At 66.8% G+C, this 21,067-nt stretch carries 21 protein-coding genes; 15 read left to right on the plus strand and 6 right to left on the minus strand.

Going from position 1 to position 21,067, the window contains the following annotated elements:
- The 13 genes from KQ307_RS09250 to KQ307_RS09310 form a co-directional block, all read left to right on the plus strand.
- Nucleotides 1-1,135, plus strand: a 1,135-nt coding sequence (locus KQ307_RS09250) for a WD40 repeat domain-containing protein (protein WP_259727795.1), incomplete at its 5' end; no start/stop codon positions are given.
- Between the two features lie 16 nt (nucleotides 1,136-1,151).
- Nucleotides 1,152-2,750, plus strand: a complete 1,599-nt coding sequence (locus tag KQ307_RS09255; protein ID WP_259727796.1) for an Hsp70 family protein — start codon at nucleotides 1,152-1,154, stop codon at nucleotides 2,748-2,750.
- A gap of 34 nt (nucleotides 2,751-2,784) precedes the next feature.
- A complete protein-coding gene (locus tag KQ307_RS09260) occupies nucleotides 2,785-3,168 on the plus strand; it encodes a DUF1257 domain-containing protein (RefSeq protein WP_259727797.1) in 384 nt (127 codons plus the stop codon).
- A gap of 35 nt (nucleotides 3,169-3,203) precedes the next feature.
- Nucleotides 3,204-3,425, plus strand: coding sequence for a DUF2997 domain-containing protein (locus KQ307_RS09265; protein WP_259727798.1), 222 nt, complete (start codon nucleotides 3,204-3,206; stop codon nucleotides 3,423-3,425).
- A 2-nt stretch (nucleotides 3,426-3,427) separates the two neighbouring features.
- A complete protein-coding gene (locus tag KQ307_RS09270) occupies nucleotides 3,428-4,951 on the plus strand; it encodes an AAA family ATPase (protein ID WP_259727799.1) in 1,524 nt (507 codons plus the stop codon).
- A 22-nt stretch (nucleotides 4,952-4,973) separates the two neighbouring features.
- Nucleotides 4,974-5,600: a nucleotide exchange factor GrpE gene (locus KQ307_RS09275; protein ID WP_259727800.1), complete on the plus strand. Its 627-nt coding sequence runs from the start codon at nucleotides 4,974-4,976 to the stop codon at nucleotides 5,598-5,600.
- A gap of 105 nt (nucleotides 5,601-5,705) precedes the next feature.
- Nucleotides 5,706-6,383: an alpha-ketoglutarate-dependent dioxygenase AlkB gene (locus KQ307_RS09280; protein ID WP_259727801.1), complete on the plus strand. Its 678-nt coding sequence runs from the start codon at nucleotides 5,706-5,708 to the stop codon at nucleotides 6,381-6,383.
- Between the two features lie 139 nt (nucleotides 6,384-6,522).
- A complete protein-coding gene (locus tag KQ307_RS09285; RefSeq protein WP_259727844.1) occupies nucleotides 6,523-7,731 on the plus strand; it encodes a DEAD/DEAH box helicase in 1,209 nt (402 codons plus the stop codon).
- Nucleotides 7,731-8,579 (plus strand): carbohydrate ABC transporter permease, encoded by an 849-nt coding sequence (locus tag KQ307_RS09290; RefSeq protein WP_259727845.1) that lies wholly within the window; start codon nucleotides 7,731-7,733, stop codon nucleotides 8,577-8,579. Before KQ307_RS09285 ends, KQ307_RS09290 begins: the two co-directional genes overlap by 1 nt.
- 96 nt (nucleotides 8,580-8,675) lie before the next feature.
- On the plus strand, nucleotides 8,676-9,677 hold the full coding sequence (locus tag KQ307_RS09295) for a sodium-dependent bicarbonate transport family permease (RefSeq protein ID WP_259727802.1): 1,002 nt from the start codon (nucleotides 8,676-8,678) through the stop codon (nucleotides 9,675-9,677).
- A 6-nt stretch (nucleotides 9,678-9,683) separates the two neighbouring features.
- Nucleotides 9,684-9,965 (plus strand): P-II family nitrogen regulator, encoded by a 282-nt coding sequence (locus tag KQ307_RS09300; protein WP_259701053.1) that lies wholly within the window; start codon nucleotides 9,684-9,686, stop codon nucleotides 9,963-9,965.
- Between the two features lie 82 nt (nucleotides 9,966-10,047).
- Entirely contained in the window at nucleotides 10,048-10,689 is a 642-nt protein-coding gene (locus KQ307_RS09305; RefSeq protein ID WP_259727803.1) for a TMEM165/GDT1 family protein, read from the plus strand.
- A gap of 18 nt (nucleotides 10,690-10,707) precedes the next feature.
- Complete coding sequence (locus KQ307_RS09310) at nucleotides 10,708-11,670, plus strand: cation diffusion facilitator family transporter (protein WP_259727804.1); 963 nt, start codon at nucleotides 10,708-10,710, stop codon at nucleotides 11,668-11,670.
- Here KQ307_RS09310 and KQ307_RS09315 read toward each other — a convergent pair.
- Both KQ307_RS09315 and KQ307_RS09320 read right to left on the minus strand, forming a co-directional pair.
- Nucleotides 11,637-12,002, minus strand: coding sequence for a DUF6464 family protein (locus KQ307_RS09315; protein ID WP_259727846.1), 366 nt, complete (start codon nucleotides 12,000-12,002; stop codon nucleotides 11,637-11,639). The genes KQ307_RS09310 and KQ307_RS09315 overlap by 34 nt on opposite strands.
- A 5-nt stretch (nucleotides 12,003-12,007) precedes the next feature.
- Nucleotides 12,008-12,745, minus strand: a complete 738-nt coding sequence (locus tag KQ307_RS09320) for a TerC family protein (RefSeq protein ID WP_259701050.1) — start codon at nucleotides 12,743-12,745, stop codon at nucleotides 12,008-12,010.
- 61 nt (nucleotides 12,746-12,806) lie between these two features.
- Between KQ307_RS09320 and KQ307_RS09325 the strand changes: the two genes are divergently transcribed.
- Nucleotides 12,807-13,625: a hypothetical protein gene (locus KQ307_RS09325; protein ID WP_259727805.1), complete on the plus strand. Its 819-nt coding sequence runs from the start codon at nucleotides 12,807-12,809 to the stop codon at nucleotides 13,623-13,625.
- 7 nt (nucleotides 13,626-13,632) lie between these two features.
- On the opposite strand, the gene KQ307_RS09330 is transcribed toward KQ307_RS09325, so the two are convergent.
- Complete coding sequence (locus KQ307_RS09330) at nucleotides 13,633-14,496, minus strand: hypothetical protein (protein WP_259727806.1); 864 nt, start codon at nucleotides 14,494-14,496, stop codon at nucleotides 13,633-13,635.
- Nucleotides 14,497-14,543: 47 nt separating this feature from the next.
- Here KQ307_RS09330 and mfd point away from each other — a divergent pair, with 47 nt between their 5' ends.
- Entirely contained in the window at nucleotides 14,544-18,074 is a 3,531-nt protein-coding gene (gene mfd, locus KQ307_RS09335; RefSeq protein WP_259727807.1) for a transcription-repair coupling factor, read from the plus strand.
- 85 nt (nucleotides 18,075-18,159) lie between these two features.
- Here mfd and KQ307_RS09340 read toward each other — a convergent pair whose 3' ends face one another.
- The 3 genes from KQ307_RS09340 to KQ307_RS09350 form a co-directional block, all read right to left on the minus strand.
- The gene (locus KQ307_RS09340) at nucleotides 18,160-18,516 is read right to left on the minus strand and encodes a type II toxin-antitoxin system PemK/MazF family toxin (protein WP_259727808.1); all 357 of its coding nucleotides are present in this window, start codon (nucleotides 18,514-18,516) and stop codon (nucleotides 18,160-18,162) included.
- Complete coding sequence (locus tag KQ307_RS09345; RefSeq protein ID WP_259727809.1) at nucleotides 18,509-18,751, minus strand: ribbon-helix-helix domain-containing protein; 243 nt, start codon at nucleotides 18,749-18,751, stop codon at nucleotides 18,509-18,511. Before KQ307_RS09345 ends, KQ307_RS09340 begins: the two co-directional genes overlap by 8 nt.
- 228 nt (nucleotides 18,752-18,979) lie before the next feature.
- Entirely contained in the window at nucleotides 18,980-21,034 is a 2,055-nt protein-coding gene (locus KQ307_RS09350; protein WP_259727810.1) for a lipase family protein, read from the minus strand.
- Nucleotides 21,035-21,067 lie beyond the last annotated feature (33 nt).

The raw sequence follows: 21,067 nt of genomic DNA on the forward strand, positions 1-21,067 counted from the left end.
GGACAAGACGATCCGGATGTGGGATTCGACCAGCGGCCGCTGCACCCACACCCTGGAAGGTCATTCAGATTGGGTGAGGTCGATTGCCTGGTCGCCGGATGGAAGCTGGCTTGCTTCTGGGAGCATTGACAAGACGATCCGGATGTGGGATTCGACCAGCGGCCGCTGCATCCACACCCTGGAAGGTCATTCCAGAGGGGTGAGGTCGATTGCCTGGTCGCCGGATGGAAGCTGGCTTGCTTCTGGGAGCATTGACAAGATGATCCGGATGTGGGATTCGACCAGCGGCCGCTGCACCCACACCCTGGAAGGTCATTCAGATTGGGTAAGGTCAATTGCCTGGTCGCCGGATGGAAGCTGGCTTGCTTCTGGAAGCGAGGACAAGACGATCCGAATGTGGGACCCTACCAGCGGCCGCTGCACCCACACCCTGGAAGGTCATTCAGATTGGGTGAGGTCAATTGCCTGGTCGCCGGATGGAAGCTGCCTTGCTTCTGGGAGCTTGGACAAGACGATCCGGATGTGGGACCCTACCAGCGGCCGCTGCACCCACACCCTGGAAGGTCATTCAGGAAATGTTGATTCGATTGCCTGGTCGCCGGATGGAAGCTGCCTTGCTTCTGGCAGCGATGACAAGACGATCCGGATGTGGGACCCTACCAGCGGCCGCTGCACCCACACCCTGGAAGGTCATTCAGAATGGGTGAGGTCGATTGCTTGGTCGCCGGATGGAAGCTGCCTTGCTTCTGGAAGCGATGACAAGACGATCCGGATGTGGGACCCTACTAGCGGCCGCTGCACCCACACCCTGGAAGGTCATTCAAGTGGGGTTACGTCGATTGCCTGGTCGCAGGACGGAAGCTGTCTTGCTTCTGCCAGCTGGGATAAGACGATCCAGTTTTGGAGAAACGACCTTTCCGACTTGCTGCATACCCCCCTTGCCACCTATCGGCCTGAGCATTGGGATACCCTAGAAAACTTAGTAGCAAAGGCAGCTGATTTAGGCGGGCTGGAGCGCAGCTGGATCACTTTCGTCGAAGCGCTTGGTACAATAATTCGCCGCTTCGATGTGATTCTCGATGAGGCACTGAACCAGCAGGTCGCTGCACCCTTTGAGATCGAAATTGATGCTTGAGTTGGAGCGCTGAACCATGGCTGGCCGTTTGGCTGTTGATTTCGGCACCTCCAACACCGTGCTGGCACTCTGGGATTCTGATTCCCAAATGGCAAGCACCTACGCACCGTCGATTTATCGGTGTCTGTATCCCCAGGGTGATGGCACAACACCTGTGGTGCCATCGTTGATTCACTACAGCGCCGACTGTCGCCAGTGGCTCGGCCAGCAGGTGTTGCAGCGCAACCTGCTCAAGCATCCCCACACCCTGCGTTGGGCCAAGCGTTACATCGGTCGTGGTGGCACCAGCCGTGGCCGCCGCATCGGTGAGCATCAGGTGAGTTTTCATCAGGCCGGCCACGACTTCCTCTTCGCCCTGCTGCTATTGGCCCGAGAGGAGCTGTCCCTCGCTGATGAGGAGATCGCCCTTACGGTTCCGGTCGATAGTTTTGAGCACTACGCCGCCTGGTTAGGGGAGGTTGCTGCTTCTGCGGGGTTGTCACGCTACCGCCTGATTGATGAGGCTTCTGCCGCTGCCCTCGGCTATGGCGCCCACATTCAGCCCGGTGATTGCTACCTCGTCTTTGATTTCGGCGGCGGCACGCTGGATATCGCCGTGGTCTTGATAGAAGCAGAAGGCAACTCAGCTGGCGGCCGTCGCTGCCGCATCCTCGCCAAGGCCGGCGCGGAAATCGGTGGGATCAGCCTTGATCAACTCCTCTTTCAGGATCTTCTGCTCCAGACCGGCCGCTCTGACACCGATCCCCTGATTCAGACCCTCAGTGGCGCCCTCCTCGCCGAATGCGAGCAGGCCAAGATCGAGCTCACCAGCCAAGCCAACGCCACCATCACCTTGCTGGATCCCGATACCGGCCAGCTGCTGGAGGCAGCCTGGAGCCGCAGTCGCTTCGAGGAGCTGATGGATGGGGCTGATCTGATCGCCCGCATCGATCGCTTGATCCGCCAGGCGCTCAACCGCGCCCGTGATCGGGGTTACGGCGAGGAGCAGATCAAGTCGGTGTTGCTGGTGGGCGGCAGCAGCCAGATCCCGGCCGTGCGTACCACCCTGGCGCGCATCTTCGGGAAGGAACGCTTGTTCGTGGATCGGCCGATCGATGCCGTCGCCCGTGGGGCAGCTGCCTTTGTCGGCGGGGCCGATTTCTATGACCATATCCAGCACAGCTACGCGATCCGGCATCGGGACGCCAAAACCGGCCAATGGCTCTACTGTCCTCTGGTGGATAGCGGCAGCCCTTACCCCAGCTCTGAAGCGATCGCCCACTTCACTGTCAAAGCCTCCCACGACGGTCAGAGCCAGCTCGGCTTGGCGATCTTTGAGTTAGGAGAGCAGACACGCTCAGGTGCTATCGCTGCTCCCACGGAGTTGGTCTTTGATCCTGCCGGTGGTGCCCGCATTCTGGCGGTGCAAGTTGCGGAGCAGGAGCGCCGTAATTCCTTCTGGATGAACGTGAATTCCCCCACCTTTCTCACCTCCAGCCAACCGCTGCAAGCTGGTGATCCCTGCTTTCGGATCAGTTTCGGGATCGACGGCAACAAGCGCTTGCTGCTCACCGCCCGTGAAATTTCCACCGGTCGATTGCTCTACAGCGACTATCCGGTGATCCAGCTGAGCTAATCGCTGCTCCGCTGCCCATCCTTATCTTTCCAACATGTCACACTTCACCACCATTCGTACCCGCCTGATGGAGGCCAGCTATCTGCACATGGCCCTGGTGGACCTGGGCCACACCGTGCAGCACGGCCCCGTCACGGTGAATGGCTATCAAGGCAATACCACCACTGCCGATCTCAAGATCATCACGTCCAACAGCAGTTACGACATCGGTTTTCAGAACACCACGGCTGGTTTTGAACTGGTGGCCGACTGGTGGGGTATTCGTGGCATCGAGCAGACTAGCTTCCTGCGCCAGCTTCATCAGCGCTACGCCTACCATGCCGCCCAGGAGGCATTGATCGCTGAGGGCTTTTCGCTTGTGGAAGAAGAGCAGCAGCAGGACGGCACCCTCCACCTGGTGCTGCGACGCTCGGTTTGAGCGTTGCAGCACCCCATCAAGCTGTTGCCAACCCCATGGAGATTCAGGAAGTTGATGTCTTCGTTGCTCCCGATGGCACTGTGCAGCTCCAGGTGCGTGGCGTAATGGGCGGCAATTGCCTCAGCCTGTCCAAAGGGCTCGAGCAGCTGCTTGGTGGCGAGATCAGCAGCCGTGAGATGACACCAGAAGCCGATGCCGATGATCAGGGAATCGGCTGGCAGGTTGATGACACCCAGATAATCGGCGGGATGGGCTAGCGATGGCCTTTCAACAGGAACTCGATCTCTACCTGCGTGCACGCTTCACCTTGATCGTGCTGATCACGCCGGAGGAGGAGCGTGCGGTGGCGGAAGTGCGGAAGGTGTGCGAGGCGATCAACCGCCCCTGCCTGAGCTGGGATGCAGGCGATGGCTTTGAGAAGATCATCAACTGGAGCGGCAGTGTGCCGGTGGCGGCTGATGCCAAGACCGCCCTGGAGAAGATCGACCAGCACGATGGGGAGGCCCTGTTTCTGCTCCATGATTTCCATGACATCTGGGGCAATGCCCAGCTCAAGCGAAAGCTTCGCAACCTCGCCCAGCGGTTTCGCTACACACGTAAATCCCTCCTCGTCACGACATCCTCCAACAAGCTTCCCGCGGAACTGAAAGATATCGCCGTGGTGGTGGAGTTCCCTCCACCCGACAGCAGCGAACTGGAAACTGTGCTCAGTGGCCTCACCAGCACTCCGGGGGTGCGGGTGCAGCTCACCCCGCTGGGGCGTGAGAAGTTGGTGCAGGCTGCCCTTGGCCTCACCGCTGCCCAGGCCCAGCGGGTCTTCGCCAAGGCGATCGTGCGGGATGGTCTGCTCGATGACCAGGTCATCGACCTGATGACGGAGGAGAAGAAGCAGATCATCCGCGAAAGCCAGGCGCTTGAATTCTTCTCGGCCAGTGAAAGCCCTGCCGATCTCGGTGGCTGCGAGGTGCTCAAAGACTGGCTGCGGCTGCGCGAGCGTGCCTTTGGCCAGGAGGCCCGTGATTACGGTCTGCCGGCACCGCGCGGGGTGGCCTTGATCGGCATTCCTGGCACCGGCAAAAGCCTCACAGCCAAGATGATCGGCGGCCTCTGGCACCTGCCGCTGTTGCGCCTCGATGTCGGCTCCCTGTTCGGTTCACTGGTGGGGGAATCAGAGCAGCGAACCCGCCAGGCCTTGCAGATGGCTGAAACGGTGGCCCCCTGCATCCTCTGGATCGATGAGATGGAGAAGGCGTTCGCCACCGGCGACCTTGATGGCGGCACCAGCACACGCGTCTTCGGCACCATCCTCACCTGGATGCAGGAGAAAACCGCCCCCTGCTTCGTGGTGGCCACCGCCAACGACATCAGCAGCCTGCCACCGGAGCTGCTGCGCCGTGGTCGCTTCGATGAGATTTTCTTCCTTGATCTGCCCACTTACGTGGAGCGCCGTGAAATCCTCTCGGTGCACCTGCGCAAACGCCAGCGCATCCTCCACGACTTCGACCTTGATGGCCTCGCCCGGCTTAGTGAGGGCTATGTGGGCGCTGAGATCGAGCAGGCGATCATCGATGCGATGTACATCGGATTCAATCAAGGGCGGGAGTTCGGCTCCGACGACATCGCCCGCTCGATTGATCTTCAGGTGCCGCTTTCAGTGTCGCAACGGGAGCGGATCGGCGCCTTGCGCACCTGGTTGAAGGAAGGCCGCGCCCAATCGGCCTCATTCCGTGAGAGCTTCGATGCGGTGCAGCAATTTGTGCCGCTCGATATCCGTCAGCCCTGAGCTTCACCGAGCCGCCCCTCCGATGCTGCGACGCTTTCGCCACTGGCTTTTTCGCACTGCCGATCAGCAGCCCAGCCAACCCTTGGCCACTCATGGAGAAGGGGCCGCTTCGGCGGCTGCAGATCGTGAGCTGGCCCTGGAGCTGGAGCTATCCCGGCGGCTGGCCGCCGAGAGTGAGCTGCAGAAGCTGCGGTTCGACCTTGAGGCGGCCCATCAACGTTTGGTGCAACTTCAGGCTGATCTGCAACGCCAGGGCCACGACCAAGCGGCTTCACTGGAAGATCAGCTTGATGCCCAGCTGGAGACGGTGTTGACGCCACTCATCACACCCCTGGCCCAGCTGCTCACCCAGCAGCACCTGATCGAGCAGCAGGGCAAAGAGCTCAGCGCCAGGGATCTGCTGGCCACCAGCCGCCGCATCTGGCAGGGCTTAACGCCCGCCGGCCTGGCAGCTTGCGAAACCATCGGGGCGGTGGTGGCTTTTGACCCTGATCGCCATCAGCCGCTCAGCCAGACAACAGTGCTGGGCCGTGGCGACACCGTGCGGGTGAAGATCCCCGGCATCTTGCTCAAGGGCCGGCTGCTTAAGCCAGCTGCTGTTGAGCCGATCAAGCCGAACGAGCCCAGCGGTGCTGCTGCTACCCGCTAATGGCGAAAGCCAGGGGCAGGCCATGCAGACCTTGCGGGTGCGGCTGGAGTGGTCGTTCTCAGCAAGCGTCGCCGGGGATTGCGCTGTGGGGGGGTGCTGAACGGAATGGCCTCCCTTCCCATAAGCCGGCAGCTTGATCTGCTCGCCCCCGAGCCCGTGCCATCAGGCGAGGTCGAGCACGTCGTGCGCGCCGATGGTCTGGTGGTGCGCCATCGGCCTGGCTGGCTGGCTGAAGCCGATCACCACCTGAGCGCTCTGTTGCAGGAGGTGCCCTGGAAGCAGGAGCAGATCACCCTGTTCGGCCGCACCCATCCGATTCCACGGCTCACCTGCTGGATGGGTGATCCCGGCTGCCATTACACCTACAGCGGTGTCCGCAACGCCATCGAAGCCTGGACTCCCCGGCTGCAGGCGTTGAGGGAGCAGGTGGAGGCCGAGGCCGGCTGTTCGTTCAACTCCCTGCTGCTCAACCGCTACCGCAACGGCAACGACAGGCTCGGCTGGCATGCCGATGACGAGCCGGAGCTGGATTCGGACCGGCCGATCGCCTCGCTCAGCCTGGGCGCCAGCCGCAGCTTCCGCCTCCGGCCCCGGCATCCCGCCATCAACGGCACCGCTGCCTTCAGCCTGGAACTGGGCCACGGCGATCTGCTGATCATGGAGCCGCCCACCCAGCGCCATTGGCTGCATCAGCTGCCCCGCCGCCGCCGGGTGCTCCAGGAGCGCCTCAATCTCACCTTTCGGGTGATCGGAACCAGGCCCCTGAAGCCCCCCCTAAGCTGAAGAAAATTTGCGGATTGCTCCGATCACCCTTCTGACCCACCCCGCTCCGGGACAGGAGCACCCCAGCACCGGGGCTATCGGATCGTCGCACTCCAGTGATTTCTCCAGCCTCGGGCTCTGTGAACCGCTGCTTCGGGCGATCGCCCTGAAGGGGTACACCCAGCCTTCACCGATCCAGCTGCAGTCGATTCCGGCGGTGCTGGGGGGCCACGATGTGATGGCCGCCGCCCAGACCGGCACCGGCAAGACAGCCGGCTTCACCCTGCCGATGCTGGAGCGGCTCCAGCACGGTCCCCACGCCCGCAACAACCAGGTGCGCTCCCTGGTGCTCACCCCCACCCGGGAGCTGGCCGCCCAGGTGGCGGAGAGCGTGCAGGTTTACGGCCGCTTCCTTGATCTGCGCAGCGATGTGGTGTTCGGCGGGGTGAAGATCAACCCCCAGATGCAGCGGCTGCGCCGTGGCGCCGACGTGCTGGTGGCCACCCCCGGCCGCCTGATGGACCTCTATCAGCAGAACGCGATCCGCTTCGATCGGCTCGAGATCCTCGTGCTCGATGAGGCCGATCGCATGCTCGACATGGGCTTCATCCGCGACATCCAGAAAATCCTCGCCCTGCTGCCGCCGAAACGCCAGAACCTGCTGTTCTCCGCCACCTTCAACCCCTCGATCCGCAAGCTGGCCCAGGGATTGCTGCATAACCCGGTGCAGCTGCAGGCCACCCCGGAAAATCGGGCGGCGCCCCTGGTGGAGCAGGTGATGCATCCCTGTGACATGGCCCGCAAAGGCGACCTGCTCAGCCACCTGATCCGCACCAATAACTGGCAGCAGGTGCTGGTGTTCTCCCGCACCAAGCACGGCGCCAACCGCCTCGCCGATCGGCTCAGCCAGGAGGGCATCACCGCCATGGCCATTCACGGCAACAAGAGCCAGGGGGCGCGCACCCGGGCCCTGGCCGGCTTCAAGAGCGGTGAGATGCGGGTGCTGGTGGCCACCGATCTGGCCGCCCGCGGCCTTGATATCGAGCAGCTTCCCCATGTGGTGAACCTGGATCTGCCCAATGTCGCCGAGGATTATGTGCATCGCATCGGCCGCACCGGCCGGGCCGGCCAGAGCGGCCATGCCCTTTCCCTGGTGGCCGCCGAGGAGCACGAGCTGCTGCGGGCGATCGAGCGGGTGATCGGCAATCCCCTGCCCCGTCAGCCGGTGCCTGGCTTCGAGCCCACCATCCACTCGGCCCCGCCCCTGGATCTCAGCGGCGGCCGCGGCAAGGCCCCCCGGCGCAACGTCTCCCGCAGCGGTTCACCCCGCAGCCAGCCAGCCGCTCGCCAGAGCCGCCCCCGCCGTTGATCTCCGCCACCCGGCGGCTGCGGTTCGGCGCCGCCCTTCGGCCCGGCCTGCAGCTCGCCCTGCTGCTGCTGCTCGCCCTGCTGGTGCTGGTGCCGCTGTTCTGGCTGGTGAGCACCTCGTTGAAGGGCCCGGCCGAAGACATCTTCACGACACCGCCGGCCCTGCTGCCCAGCCAGCCCAGCCTCGATGCCTACCGGCGATTGTTCGCCGATCACCCGATCGGCCTGTATCTGTTCAACAGCACCGTGGTGAGCCTGCTGGCGGTGGTGGCCAACCTGCTGTTCTGTTCCCTGGCGGCCTATCCCCTGGCCCGGATGCGCTTCGCCGGTCGCGGCCTGGTGCTGGCCCTGGTGATCGCCACCATCCTGATTCCCTTCCAGGTGGTGATGATCCCGCTCTACCTGCTGATGGTGCAGATCGGCCTGCGCAACACCCTCTGGGCCCTGATCATTCCCCAGGCCGCCACGGCCTTCGGCATCTTCCTGTTGCGTCAGAGTTTCACCGGTGTGCCGGTGGAGCTGGAGGAGGCGGCCCGCATCGACGGCTGCAGCCGGCTGGGGGAATGGTGGAACGTGATGATTCCGGCGGCGCGGGCTGATCTGATCACCCTGGCGATGTTCGTGTTCATCGGCACCTGGAGTGATTTCCTCTGGCCGCTGATCATTCTCGATGATCCCAGCCTCTACACCCTGCCGCTCGGATTGCAGCAACTGGCCAGCAGCTTCTCGCTCGACTGGCGGATGGTGTCGGCCGGCGCGGTGGTCTCGATCCTGCCGGTGCTGCTCCTGTTCGTGCTGTTGCAGCGCTACATCCTGCCCAGTGCCACCGGCTCTGCCGTCAAGGGCTGACGGCGTCAACGGCTGACGGCGTCAATGGCTGAGGCTGGTGGGCGTTGCTTCGCTCTGTAAGGTCGAAATGGCCATACCCCCTTGATCCAGGCGCCGATGGAGACCAGCCTGGTGCTGCAGAACCTGCTCTCCCCACCGGTTCTGTTCTTTGCCTTGGGTGTGATCGCGGTGCTGGTGCGCTCCGACCTGGAGATTCCGGCCCCGCTGCCCAAGCTGTTCTCCCTTTACCTGCTGCTGGCGATCGGCTTCCGGGGTGGCGTGGAGCTGCAGCACAGCGGCCTCGGCTTCCAGGTGCTGGTCACGGTGCTGGCCGCCATGGCGATGTCGGTGCTGGTGCCGCTCTACAGCTTCGTGGTGCTCAGGCGGCGGCTGGATGTCTTCAATGCGGCGGCGATCGCCGCCACCTACGGCTCGATCAGCGCCGTCACCTTCATCACGGCCGAAAGTTTCCTCGATGTCACCGCAACGCCCCACGACGGCTTCATGGTGGCGGCCCTCGCTCTGATGGAATCACCGGCGATCATCGTCGGGCTGCTGCTGGTGAAGCTGGCCGGAGCCCAGCAGCGCCCCGTGCCGAGCGGCGGGCCGTCGATCCGCTGGGGCGCCCTGCTGCACGAGGCTTTCCTGAACAGTTCGGTGCTGCTGCTGATCGGCAGCCTCGTGATCGGTCTGCTGGTGGCCGCCTTCAGCCCCCAGGGTCTGGAGAAGATGGAGCCGTTCACCGGCAAGCTCTTCTACGGCGCCCTCAGCTTCTTCCTGCTGGACATGGGCATCGTGGCGGCCCAGCGCCTCAGCGACCTGCGCCGGGCGGGGGCGTTCCTGATCGGCTTCGCCCTGTTGATGCCCCTGTTCAACGCCGCCGTCGGGCTGGGCCTCTCCAGGCTGCTGGGGCTGCCCCAGGGTGATGCCCTGCTGTTCATGGTGCTCTGCGCCAGTGCCTCCTACATCGCTGTTCCGGCGGCGATGCGGATGACGGTGCCGGAGGCCAACCCCAGCTTTTACATCTCCACGGCGCTGGGAGTCACCTTCCCCTTCAACATCATCGTTGGCATCCCCCTCTACATGGCCATGCTCCGCCTCGTGATCCCCGCTGCCTGAACGCCGATGCAACGCCTTGATCTGATCATCAGCGAGCGGGAACTGGAGCGGGTGCTGCCGCTGATCGATGCCGCCCGGGCGCCCGGCTACACCGTGATGCGGCACGTCACCGGCCGCGGCCCCCACGGCATGGTCTCGGAGTCGATGGAGTTCAGTGGCTTCGGCGCCAACGCCCACGTGATCGTGTTCTGTGAGCCGGCTGTGCTGGAGGCGCTGCAGCTGGGGCTCAAGCCGATCCTCGACTATTACGGTGGCGTTGGATTCGTCTCAACCGCTGAACCGTTCTGAGCACTTCGGCGCCAACGGCAGCAGCGGCTGAACAGCGGCAGGCGCCGTTGTGGGTCAGGCTCCCCTCAGTTCCCCGCTTCTGATGGCCAGCGACCCCACCTTCGCCGCCTTCGGCTCCAGCCTCACCGCCATCACCCTGGCGGAGCTGGGCGACAAGACCTTCTTCATGGCGATGATCCTGGCGGCGCGTCACCGGGGGCGCTGGGTGTTTGTGGGAGCGTTCGCCGCCCTCGCCGCGGTCACCCTGCTCTCGCTGGCGATGGGGTTCGGTCTGCGGCAGCTGCTGCCGGAAGCGGTGGTGCCCTGGCTGGCCGCCCTGCTGTTCGGTGGTTTCGGGATCAAGCTGCTGCTCGATGCCCAGGCGATGGGTGCCGGCGCCGCCGCCCAGGAAGCCCGCGACGCCGAAGAGCTGGTGGCCAGGGCCGATGAACGCCAGCAGGCTCGCGGCAGCTGGGCGGTGATCCGCGAGAGTTTCGTGCTGGTGTTCCTGGCCGAACTGGGGGATCGCACCCAGTTCGCCACCATCGCCCTGGCCACCGCCCCCGCCTTCACCTTCACCGGCCTGCTGGCCGGCACCCTGGCCGGCCACGCCCTGGTCACCGGCCTGGCGGTGGGTGCCGGCAAGTGGATCGGCCAGCGGATCGAAGAACGGGTCCTGTTCCGGCTGAGCGGAGCCCTCTTCCTTGTTTTCGCCCTTGTCGCCCTCAGGCAGGCGCTGGCCTGACCCACCCCAACTCCCCCCATGGCCCACGATCACGGCAGTCCAGAGGCGCCCCACCCGGCGGTGCAGATCCAGCGTCGCCCCCATCGCCAGCAGCATCAGCACCGCCCCGGGTCTGCGGCGGCGTTCCGCTGGAGCGTGCTGCTCAACAGCGCCCTCTCCGCCCTGCAGCTGGTGATCGGCTTCAGCTTCGGCTCCCTGGCCCTGATCGGCGACGCCGTCCACAACCTCGGCGATGTGGCGGGGCTGCTGCTGGGCTGGGGGGCGGAGCGGCTCAGCAAGCGACCCGCCAGCCCGCGCTTCACCTATGGCCTGGGCCGCAGCACCCAGCTGGCCTCCCTGATCAATGCGGTGCTGATCCTGATGGCTGCGGCGGTGGTGGTGGTGGAGGGGCTGCAGCGGTTGTTCGATCCGGTCGACGTGGTCAGTGGGCCGGTGGCCTGGGCGGCGGCGGCCGGCATCGTCGTGAACCTGCTCTCGGCGCGGCTGTTCGGAAACGACCACAGCCACGATCTGAATCGCCGCGCGGCGGTGGTGCACCTGCTCACCGATGCGGCCGTCTCGGCGGCGGTGATGGTCAGCGCCGTGCTGGTCGGGCTGACCGGCTGGTCGGTGCTGGATGCGGCCACGGCGATCGCCGTGGGCCTGGCGGTGGCCTGGAGTGGCTGGTCCCTGCTGCGTGAATCGCTGGGCGTGGCCCTCGACGGCGTCCCACCGGGCATCGAGCTGGCGGCGGTGCGGCTCGCCCTGCTGGAGATCCCGGCGGTGCGGGGTGTGCACCACCTCCATGTCTGGGCGATGAGCACCTCCCAGAACGCTCTCACCGCCCACCTGCACCGCGAGCTGGGTGTGATCGACGACATGGAGCTGCTGCACCAGGCCAAGCAACGGATGGCGGCGCTGGGCATTCCCCATTGCACCCTCCAGCTCGAACCCTTCGAGGCGGCCGATCAGGCGGAGCAGGGCGAGCCGATCGGGGCGTAGTGGGCGCAGCGCTCGCAGGGGCCTTCCGGCAGCACGGCGCAGCGCAGCAGCGGCGTCCGGGCATTGAAGCGGCAGCTGGGATCACCGATCACCCAGTGCTGGTTCCACCAGCGGGCATCGCTCGGCTGACGCTCCAGCTTCACCTGCAGGGCCACCGTGGCGAGCTGATAGCGCCCGTTGCGCAGCTGGTAGCGGTGGTGGCGCTGCAGCACCAGGAAGCTGCGCTCGCCGATCTGGAACCACCGCCCCGGCTGGGGCACATCGCCCAGATCGGCCAGTTCCACATGCTCCAGCAACCGGTCGGTGCCGGCCTGGCGAAGCTCGACGCGCAGGGGGCTCAGGGGTTCACCTCCCCGGGCTGGTCGCCGTTTCGCTGCGAGAAGCCCCAGAGGAAGAGGGAGCCCACCAGGAGCAGCAAGGCCCAATCCGGCAGTTCGATCCCGGGCAGTGCCAGCCGCAGCAGCAGCCGCAGTCCCACCAGTCCCACCGCCAGGTAGCCGGCCTTCTCGAGGTGCCGGTACTGGGCCAACCAGCGGATGAACAACTCAGCGGTGAGCCTGAGGGCGATCACGCCGATCACGCCGCCCAGCATCACCAGCCAGAGGCGGTCGGTGACGGCCACGGCGGCGGCGACGCTGTCGAGCGAGAAGGCCAGATCGGTGACGGCGAGGGTGAGCACGACGCCCCGCAGCCCCACCGGATGGGGAGCGGTGATCCCCTCCTCGCCCCCGCCGCCGGGCGGATCCCCTGGCCCCGCCCCGAGCAGATTGGAGCCGGCCAGCCAGAGCAGGTAGGCCGAGGCGGCCAGCTGCAGCGGCCAGAAATTCAGCACCCAGCGGGCCGCCACGATCAGTCCCATCCGGAAGACCAGGGCCAGCAGCAACCCAAGGTTGAGGGCCTGCCGCTGGCGGATCGGGTCCTGCAGGCGCCGCGAGATCGCCGCCAGGGCAATGGCGTTATCGGCGGAAAGCACGGCCTCCAGGGCCACGAGCAAGGGCAGGAGCAGGAGCAGCTCGCTCCACTGATCCGCTCCCTGCAACAGCGGCGTCAGGGATTCGATCGACTCCGCTTCCATGGGCGTGCAGCGGTGCTCTGAGCCCATCACTGTAGAAAACGCCCAACACGGTTCTGAGCCGATGCAGCTGCAGTCCCAACTGGTCCATGCCGAACCGGGTCAGCGGGTGGTGCTGGTGAGCGCCTGGCAGCAGGGGGCGTGCCTCGGCAGCGCACTGGGGGAGGGCGGCAACGCCGAGCAGGCGGAGGATCGGGCGATCGAGCGCCTGCGGGGCCGCCTGCCGGCCGCCACCAGCTCCACCACCAGCTTCGCCACCACCGCCACCACCGCCACCACCACCGCAGCAGCACCGGTCCGTGTCGCCCCCGCCCCCGAACCGGTGCCCCAGCCTGTTCCCGCCCAGCCTGTTCCCGCCCCGCCCCCGCCGCTCTCCTCTGCCGAGCCGCCCAGCCCGGAGCCACCCGGCTCCAGCCCGGCCAGCCCTGAGCCGCCCCGCCCGGAGGGCCCCAGCCCGGAGGACCCACCGGCTGATCCCGAGGACTGGAGTGACGAGCTCGCCGAGGTGGATCTCCAGCTCAGACGGCTGCGCTGGGGGCGGGAGCAGGAGGCCATCTACCTGGAGCGGGTGTTCGGCCATCCCAGCCGCGGTCGGCTGGTGCGCTACGCCGACCTGCTCAGCTACCGCCAGGCCCTGCTGCAGCTGGAGCCGGGCAGTGATCCCGCCCAGGCGCGTCCGCCGCTGCGGCGGCCGGAACTGCTGGCCCAGTGTGATCAGCTGCTGGGCCAGCTGGGCTGGCGGGCGGCCCAGGGCAGGGAGTTCCTGGAGCGGCACTTCTCCCACACCAGCCGCCAGCAGCTCAGCGACCAGCAGTTGCTGCACTTCAACATGCTGCTGGAGGGCGTGATGATCGGCGAGCCGCCGCCACCGCCGCCGCCTTGAGCGGTGATCAGCGCCGCTGGCGGCACTCCTTGCCCAGGAGGGCGATGCCCAGCTCCAGGCGGTGCTGGTTGGCGTAGGCCTCCCGCTCCAGGGCCCGCTCCAGCGGGGAGGCGCTGGCATAGACCGGATCCCCCAGGTGCCGCTGGCTCTGGACATCGAGCTGGTTGGAGAGCCCGAGCAGCTGCGGCTGGGCGGCCGGGCCACCGCGGCGGCAGCTCTGGGCCACGTGGATCGCCTCGTGGTTGAGCACCCGGGCGAATTCGACGCTGCCGTTGCTCACCACTCCCGGCTGAATCCGGATCGTGCGGGCGGCCGGGTCCCATTCGGCCGCCGCCCCCCGCTTGATCGGTGGACCCAGCACGATGCGCACCCCCACCCGCTCCAGGGCGGGGATCAAGGTGGTGATCGCCAGGCGCTCCGACCGGAACTCCGGCGGGTTGAGCAGCCGCTGCTTGATCTGCTCAACGGTGAGCAGCGGGTCATCGGCGCGGCGTTTGTAGAGGTAGCGAAAGCCGCCGCCAGGCAGCGGAATGGCCCGGGGCCGCCAGCTCTGATCCGCCAGCCTGAGCGAGTTCAGCAAGGGCGCCAGATCGGCGGAAGCCACCACCACATCGCCGGGTCTGGGCGGTGCCGGCGCCCTCGACAGCCACAGCTCCTGAAGCTGGAACGGCAGAGCGTCCAGCGCCGCCAGGGTTGGCAGCGTCTGTGGCGGCGGCGACCAGGCCCAGACGGCGGTCCCGGCCAGGCCGACACCGATCAGCAGGCTCGCCAGGCGGCCATCGCGGCGGCGGCGGCGACGTTGGGGAGGTTGAGGGCGGTGAGGGCGGTGAGGGCGGGCCAGGGACTCCGGACGCAGAAGGAGTGCCTCCATGCTGACGGGGAGCTGGCAGGATCGAAGTCCGTGCCCGCTCCGCCCTGATGCCCCTCACCGCCCTGGTGCGCCAGCTGGAGCAGGTGCCCCTCACCGGTGAGGTGCTCGAACGCAGCCGCAGGCCCGAGCGGCTGCGCCTGAGCGGCGCCGGCCGGGCTGGTCGGGCTCTGATCGCCAGCGCCCTGGCCCGGCTGGCCGGGGCGCCCCTGCTGGTGGTGGTGCCCACCCTGGAGGAGGCGGGACGCTGGAGCGCCCTGCTGGAGCTGATGGGCTGGCCCAGCGCTGCCCTCTACCCCACCAGCGAGGGGTCACCCTATGAGCCCTTCGATCCCACCAGTGAGATCACCTGGGGTCAGCTGCAGGTGCTCAGCGAGCTGGTGGATGGGGGTTGGCGGGGGGCGATCGTGGCCACCGAGCGGGCCCTGCAGCCCCATCTGCCGCCGCCGGCCGCCCTGGCCGCCCGCTGCCTGAGCCTGCGCAAGGGTCAGCTGGTCGACCTCGAGGAGCTCGCCGCCACCCTGGCGGGCCTGGGCTACGAGCGGGTGCCCACGATCGAGCAGGAGGGCAGCTGGAGCCGTCGCGGCGACATCGTCGATCTGTTCCCGGTGAGCGCCGAGCTGCCGGTGCGGCTGGAGTTCTTCGGTGACACGCTCGAGAAGCTGCGCGAGTTCGACCCGGCCACCCAGCGCTCGCTGGATCCGATCGAGGCGGTGCGGCTCACCCCCACCGGCTACGGCCCCCTGGTGGCCGATGCCCTGCGGCAGACGATGCCGGCTGAGCTCGAAGGCCTGCTCAGCCCGGAGGCGCTCGAGCAGTTGCTGGAGGGCGGCACACCCGAGGGAATGCGACGGCTGATGGGGCTGGCCTGGGAGCAGCCGGCCTCCTTGCTCGATTACCTGCCACCCCACAGCCTGATCGCCATTGATGAGCGGCGCCAGGGGCTGGCCCACGGCCAGCAGTGGTTCGAGCACGCCGCCGCCCAGCATGACGATCTGGATCTGCCTGCCCTGCACCGGCCGATCATCGAGGCCCTGAAGGCGGCTGAAGCCTTCGCCGGCTTCGATCTGGCCGAGCTGAACGAAACCGACCGTCACCCGAACAGCTTCGATCTGGCCAGCCGCGCCGCGGTCGCCCATCCCAACCAGTTCGGCCGCCTGGCGGCCCTGGTGAAGGGCCACCAGCAGGAGCGCACCAGGGTCTGGCTGGTGTCGGCCCAGCCGTCGCGGGCGGTGGCGCTGCTGGAGGAGCACGACTGCATCGCCCGCTTCGTGCCCAACCCCCACGACTTCCCGGCGATCGAGCGGCTGGTGGAGCAGAACACGCCGGTGGCGCTGAAGCTCAGGGGCACCGCCGAGCTGGAGGGGCTGCAGATGCCGGCCTGGAAGCTGGTGCTGCTCACCGACCGGGAATTCTTCGGCCAGCACAGCCTGGCCGCCACCGGCTATGTGCGCCGGCGCCGCAAGGCGGCCAGCCGCACGGTGGACCCCGGCAAGATGCTGCCCGGCGACTTCGTGGTGCACCGCAACCACGGCATCGGCCGCTTCCTGAAGCTGGAGAAGCTGGCGATCAGCGGCGAATCCCGCGACTACCTGGTGGTGCAGTACGCCGACGGCACGCTGCGGGTGGCCGCCGACCAGCTGGGCAGCCTGGGCCGCTACCGCGCCAGCACCGACACGCCGCCGGAACTCAACCGCATGGGCGGTGTGGCCTGGGCGAGGGCGAAGGAACGGGCGCTCAAGACGGTGCGCAAGGTGGCGCTCGATCTGGTCAGGCTCTACGCCGAGCGCCACCAGTCGCCGGGGTTCGCCTTCCCCCCCGATGGCCCCTGGCAGAGCGAACTGGAGGATTCCTTCCCCTATGAGCCCACGCCGGATCAGGTGAAGGCGATCGCCGAGGTGAAGCGCGACATGGAGAAGCCCGAGCCGATGGACCGGCTGGTCTGCGGTGATGTGGGCTTCGGCAAAACGGAGGTGGCGATCCGGGCGATCTTCAAGGCCGTCACGGCCGGCAAGCAGTGCGCCCTGCTCGCCCCCACCACGGTGCTGGCCCAGCAGCACTGGCGCACGCTCAGCGAGCGCTTCGCCCCCTATCCGCTCAAGGTGGCGCTGCTCAACCGCTTCCGCACCAGCGCCGAACGTCGCACGATCCTCGATGGCCTCGTGGCGGGGAAGGTGGATGTGGTGGTCGGCACCCACCAGCTGCTCGGCAAGGGCACCCGCTTCCAGCAGCTGGGGCTGCTGGTGGTGGATGAGGAGCAGCGCTTCGGGGTGAACCAGAAGGAGAAGATCAAGGCGCTCAGAAAAGACGTGGACGTGCTGACGCTCTCGGCCACCCCGATTCCGCGCACGCTCTACATGAGCCTCTCGGGGGTGCGGGAGATGAGCCTGATCACCACGCCGCCGCCGCTGCGCCGCCCGATCAAGACCCACCTCGCCTCCCGTGATGAGGAGGCGGTGCGCAGCGCCATCCGCCAGGAACTCGACCGCGGCGGCCAGGTGTTCTACGTGGTGCCGCGGGTGGAGGGGATCGAGGAGGTGGCGGGGCAGCTGCGCGAGATGCTGCCGGGCCTCAAGCTGCTGGTGGCCCACGGCCAGATGGCCGAAGGGGAACTGGAGAGCGCCATGGTGGCCTTCAACGCCGGTGAGGCCGACGTGATGCTCTGCACCACGATCATCGAAAGCGGCCTGGATATTCCCCGGGTGAACACGATCCTGGTGGAAGATGCCCATCGCTTCGGCCTCGCCCAGCTCTATCAGCTGCGCGGCCGGGTGGGCCGCAGCGGCGTGCAGGCCCACGCCTGGCTGTTCTATCCCGGTGATGCCTCGCTTTCCGAGGCGGCCCGGCAGCGGCTGCGGGCCATCCAGGAGTTCGCCCAGCTGGGCTCCGGCTATCAGCTGGCGATGCGCGACATGGAGATCCGCGGCGTGGGCAACCTGCTGGGGGTGGAGCAGAGCGGCCAGCTGGAGACGATCGGCTTCGACCTCTACATGGAGATGCTTCAGGAAAGCCTCGCCGAGATCCAGGGCCAGGACATCCCGGTGGTGGAGGACACCCAGATCGACCTGCCGATCACCGCCTTCATCCCGGCCGACTGGATCACCGAGGCCGACGAGAAGATGGCCGCCTACCGGGCTGCGGCGGGCTGCGGCGGCAAGGCCGAACTGCTGGAGCTGGCGGCCGGCTGGATCGACCGCTACGGCGCCCTGCCGGCGCCGGTGGCCAGCCTGCTGCAGCTGATGGAGCTCAAGCTGATGGCCAGGCGCTGCGGCTTCTCGCGTCTCAGGGCCGAAAAACCCAACCTGGTGCTCGAAACCCCGATGGAGGAGCCCGCCTTCCGGCTGCTGCGCCAGGGCCTGCCCCAGCACCTGCACGGCCGGCTGGTGTATCAGGGCGGTGCCGGCAGCACGGCCAAGGTGCTGGCCCGTGGGCTCAGTGTGCTCCCCGCCGCCCAGCAGCTCGACACCCTGATGGCCTGGCTTCAGGCGATGGCCGAGCAGCTCCCCGGTGCCGATGGCCTCAGTGACGCCCAGCGGGCGGAGCAGCAGAAGGCGAGGAATGAGGCGGTGCTGGTGGTGTGAGGTGGGCGTGAGGGGGGGCTCAGCGGTGCATCAACCCCCCGATGGCAAGGGCCTCCTTATGAGTACCCCATGGCACTGAACACTCTCATTGCCATGGTTCCTGCATCCCAAGATCGAGGGCTACGGAGATCCGCTGCAGCACATCCGCCAGCTGATCTGGCGTGATGCGTCCAAGGGGGCCTTCCAGGTTGATGACATCCACGGTGGTTGGATGCCAGGCCATCGCATAACTGCGGTGGTGAAGCCCATTCGCTGGGCTGGGATCCAACGCCACCCCCAGAAGATGGCCATTCAGACGGGGATCACGGCTGAGGGGAACGACAACCCGGCGGGTGCTGGCGTGGTGGGCGGCCTCCGGAGAAATCACCAGCACGGGCCGAGCTTTTGTATCGCCAAAACTTCGGTTGCGGGGCCAGCGGTAGATCCGACCCCGTTCAGCCATCCAGCCGCTCCAGAGCCTCGGCTCCCATGATCACGGTGTCCCTGCCGGCCTCATTCAGGTCACCGCCCTGAAGTTGGGCCAAACCGGTGTAGGCCAGCTGAAGTGCCACGAGCTGCCGGTGGTGGAGCCAGAGGCTGATCGCCTCGCTCACTGCCGCTGAGCGGTTGGCACTGTTGGCATCGAGGTCCGCGAGCAGGCCTTCCTCAAGGGAGACGCTGATCGAGCGCGTAGCCATGGCGATTGCCGGAATTCATAGCTTTTATTCTATGAGTCATTGGGGCATGGAGGCTGGCATCCAGCCTGTGTCGCGCTTGGCAGCCAGCCCTGCACGTCCCACTCAGACAAGCTCTGCCCGGAGTTCCGCACGGCACCTGACGTGCACCCGATCAATGGCCCAGTCCCTATGAGAGCTGATGGGCTGATCAAGCCGCTTTCCATTGCTGAAAGGAATGGCCAACCCTGCTCAGCTCACCGGCTGCTGAGCGATCCTGCTGATGTAGGCCGTGATCATGTGATCACTGATCAGGCTGGTGAAACCCTCCTGGGTTCCAGCGCCGCCTGTTTCGGCCTGGAGCCGTTGCTGGAGTTGCCTGAACTGCTCGGTGTTGAGCGGTTGGCTCTCTGTTCCCCAGGCGCTGGCGGTGCTGCTGGTGGATTCGCGGCCGGCCAGGCGATACAGCTGGCCGGCGTGCCGGTAGCCGGGCGGCACCCGGCTCACCACGTCGGCACCGTTGACGTGGCGGAAGTAGCGAGCCTCGAACTGGCGTTGCACGAAGCTGGCGAAGGCGGCCTTGCCCGCCATCGGCTGGCCGAAGGTGTGCAGCGCGTGCAGGGGCAGCTCACCCACCCAGCTGGCGGCGGCCAGCACGGCGATCGCCCCGCCGAGGCTGTGGCCGGTGATCACAAGCCGGCGGTCGGGAGCGGATCGCAGGATCGCCTCGATCTCCTGCTGCAGCGCCCGGAACTGCTCCAGGAAGCCGGCATGCACGGGCCCGAACCGGCCGCTGTCCGTGCTCAGCAGCTTCAGATTGCTGAGCCAGTCGGCCACGCTCTCGGTGCCGCGGAAGCTCACCAGCACCAGATCCTCGCTGCCTGCCACGAAACACTGGGCCGGGCCGTCGCTGATCGGCTCACAGCTGCTGAAACCCCACTCCAGGGCACGTGCCTGCACGGTCGCCGCCGGTTCATAGGCCAGCTGGCAGGCCAGGGCGAGCGAGAGCGCCGTGTCCCAGCTGAAGCTCTCGCGGCTCAGCGAGGCGAGCGAGAACGGCGCGCTGACCGCCGCCGCTGCCTCCGGGGGTTGGCGGGGGCGGCCCCAGCCGAACAGTTCTGCGGCTTCGAGCGCTGGCTGGGCGGCGCCGAAGCGCACACTCACCTGCAGGGGGATGGTCCAGGTGGCCACTCCGGCTTCGAGCCTGGCTGGCAGCAACGCCTCGCCGGCAGGCGACGGCGGCAGATCCGGCAGAGCCGCCGGCGGTCGATCCGCCAGCACCGCAGGGGTGCTGGGCGTGAGCATTTCCTCCACCAGCCGCCTGCCTTCGGGCGAGAGCGGCTGCTGCTGCACATGGGCCACCAGGCGGCTGATCCGCACCCCCTCGTTGGCGATCCAGGCCACCCGTTGCTCGCCCATCCACTCCTCCCAGTGGCGGCCGTCGAGCGCCAGGATCCGGCCCTCGGGTGAGCGCTGCGGCACGCCGGAATGGTGCAGGGCCACCACTTCCCACTGGTCGTTGAACACCGGTGCGCCGGACGATCCCGGTGCCGTGTCGGTCTTGTAGTGGAGGAACAGCTCCAGCTCATCCACCACCTGGTTGTGGCGAATGGCCAGCTGTTTTGGTTCACCGTTCGGGTGCTGAATGATGTTCACCGTTTCGCCCACCATCAACTTGCCGATCTGGGGGATCAGCGGCAGCCAGCCATAACGGCCCAGGCGCGAATCCCGGCGCAGGGCGACCAGCGTGTAGTCCCGCTGCTGGTCGGTGAGGAAGAACTCCTCCGGCGCGAACGGGAACACCTGGCTGGGCTGCATCTCGCCGCCGGCGCTCTCCTGGAAGTTGAACTCAGCCAAACTGGCGGCTGCGCTGGCCGCTGTGGCCAGCACATGGTTGTTGGTGAGAAACAGGCGGGGCGAAACCAGAAAGCCCGACCCGTAGCCCTCGGCGCGGCCCTGCCCATCGCGGATCTGCACCCGCGCCACCGCCCGCGCCACCTGCACTCCCTGTTCCAGGAAGCGGATGCCGATCAGGTCGTTGGTGCCCATCACCCGCTCCAGCGACCGGGGAAAATCCCGCGGCGCCAGCCCCGGGCCGGCCGCGCTGAAGCCGCACTTGATCGCCCCGAGCTGTTCCACCAGCTGCGGATCGGCATGGAGCCGCTTCAGCCGTTGCTCCACCAGCTCCGGATCATTGGCCGCCAGCACCCCCTGCTCCTGGATCAGGCGCCCGGTGCGCTCCCGTTGCTCGCTGCGCTGCTCGTAGCGGGCCGTTGTCTCGCGCAGGAGATCGTCGATGGTCTGCACGGCAAGGGCTCTCGTCGACCTGCGGCAACCTAG

Origin of the sequence: Synechococcus sp. CS-1326 (assembly GCF_025128115.1) — a bacterium.
In the GTDB taxonomy this organism is placed as follows: domain Bacteria; phylum Cyanobacteriota; class Cyanobacteriia; order PCC-6307; family Cyanobiaceae; genus Regnicoccus.

What these genes read in the sequence shown, in the direction of transcription:
- KQ307_RS09260 (WP_259727797.1), top strand. Translation starts at nt 2,785, where the DNA reads ATGTCACACTTCACCACCATTCGTACCCGCCTGATGGAGGCCAGCTAT.
- KQ307_RS09300 (WP_259701053.1), top strand. Translation starts at nt 9,684, where the DNA reads ATGCAACGCCTTGATCTGATCATCAGCGAGCGGGAACTGGAGCGGGTG.
- KQ307_RS09255 (WP_259727796.1), top strand. Translation starts at nt 1,152, where the DNA reads ATGGCTGGCCGTTTGGCTGTTGATTTCGGCACCTCCAACACCGTGCTG.
- KQ307_RS09310 (WP_259727804.1), top strand. Translation starts at nt 10,708, where the DNA reads ATGGCCCACGATCACGGCAGTCCAGAGGCGCCCCACCCGGCGGTGCAG.
- mfd (WP_259727807.1), top strand. Translation starts at nt 14,544, where the DNA reads ATGCCCCTCACCGCCCTGGTGCGCCAGCTGGAGCAGGTGCCCCTCACC.
- KQ307_RS09275 (WP_259727800.1), top strand. Translation starts at nt 4,974, where the DNA reads ATGCTGCGACGCTTTCGCCACTGGCTTTTTCGCACTGCCGATCAGCAG.
- KQ307_RS09325 (WP_259727805.1), top strand. Translation starts at nt 12,807, where the DNA reads ATGCAGCTGCAGTCCCAACTGGTCCATGCCGAACCGGGTCAGCGGGTG.
- KQ307_RS09270 (WP_259727799.1), top strand. Translation starts at nt 3,428, where the DNA reads ATGGCCTTTCAACAGGAACTCGATCTCTACCTGCGTGCACGCTTCACC.
- KQ307_RS09305 (WP_259727803.1), top strand. Translation starts at nt 10,048, where the DNA reads ATGGCCAGCGACCCCACCTTCGCCGCCTTCGGCTCCAGCCTCACCGCC.
- KQ307_RS09330 (WP_259727806.1), bottom strand. Translation starts at nt 14,496, where the DNA reads ATGGAGGCACTCCTTCTGCGTCCGGAGTCCCTGGCCCGCCCTCACCGC.
- KQ307_RS09280 (WP_259727801.1), top strand. Translation starts at nt 5,706, where the DNA reads ATGGCCTCCCTTCCCATAAGCCGGCAGCTTGATCTGCTCGCCCCCGAG.
- KQ307_RS09265 (WP_259727798.1), top strand. Translation starts at nt 3,204, where the DNA reads ATGGAGATTCAGGAAGTTGATGTCTTCGTTGCTCCCGATGGCACTGTG.
- KQ307_RS09340 (WP_259727808.1), bottom strand. Translation starts at nt 18,516, where the DNA reads ATGGCTGAACGGGGTCGGATCTACCGCTGGCCCCGCAACCGAAGTTTT.
- KQ307_RS09320 (WP_259701050.1), bottom strand. Translation starts at nt 12,745, where the DNA reads ATGGAAGCGGAGTCGATCGAATCCCTGACGCCGCTGTTGCAGGGAGCG.
- KQ307_RS09295 (WP_259727802.1), top strand. Translation starts at nt 8,676, where the DNA reads ATGGAGACCAGCCTGGTGCTGCAGAACCTGCTCTCCCCACCGGTTCTG.
- KQ307_RS09345 (WP_259727809.1), bottom strand. Translation starts at nt 18,751, where the DNA reads ATGGCTACGCGCTCGATCAGCGTCTCCCTTGAGGAAGGCCTGCTCGCG.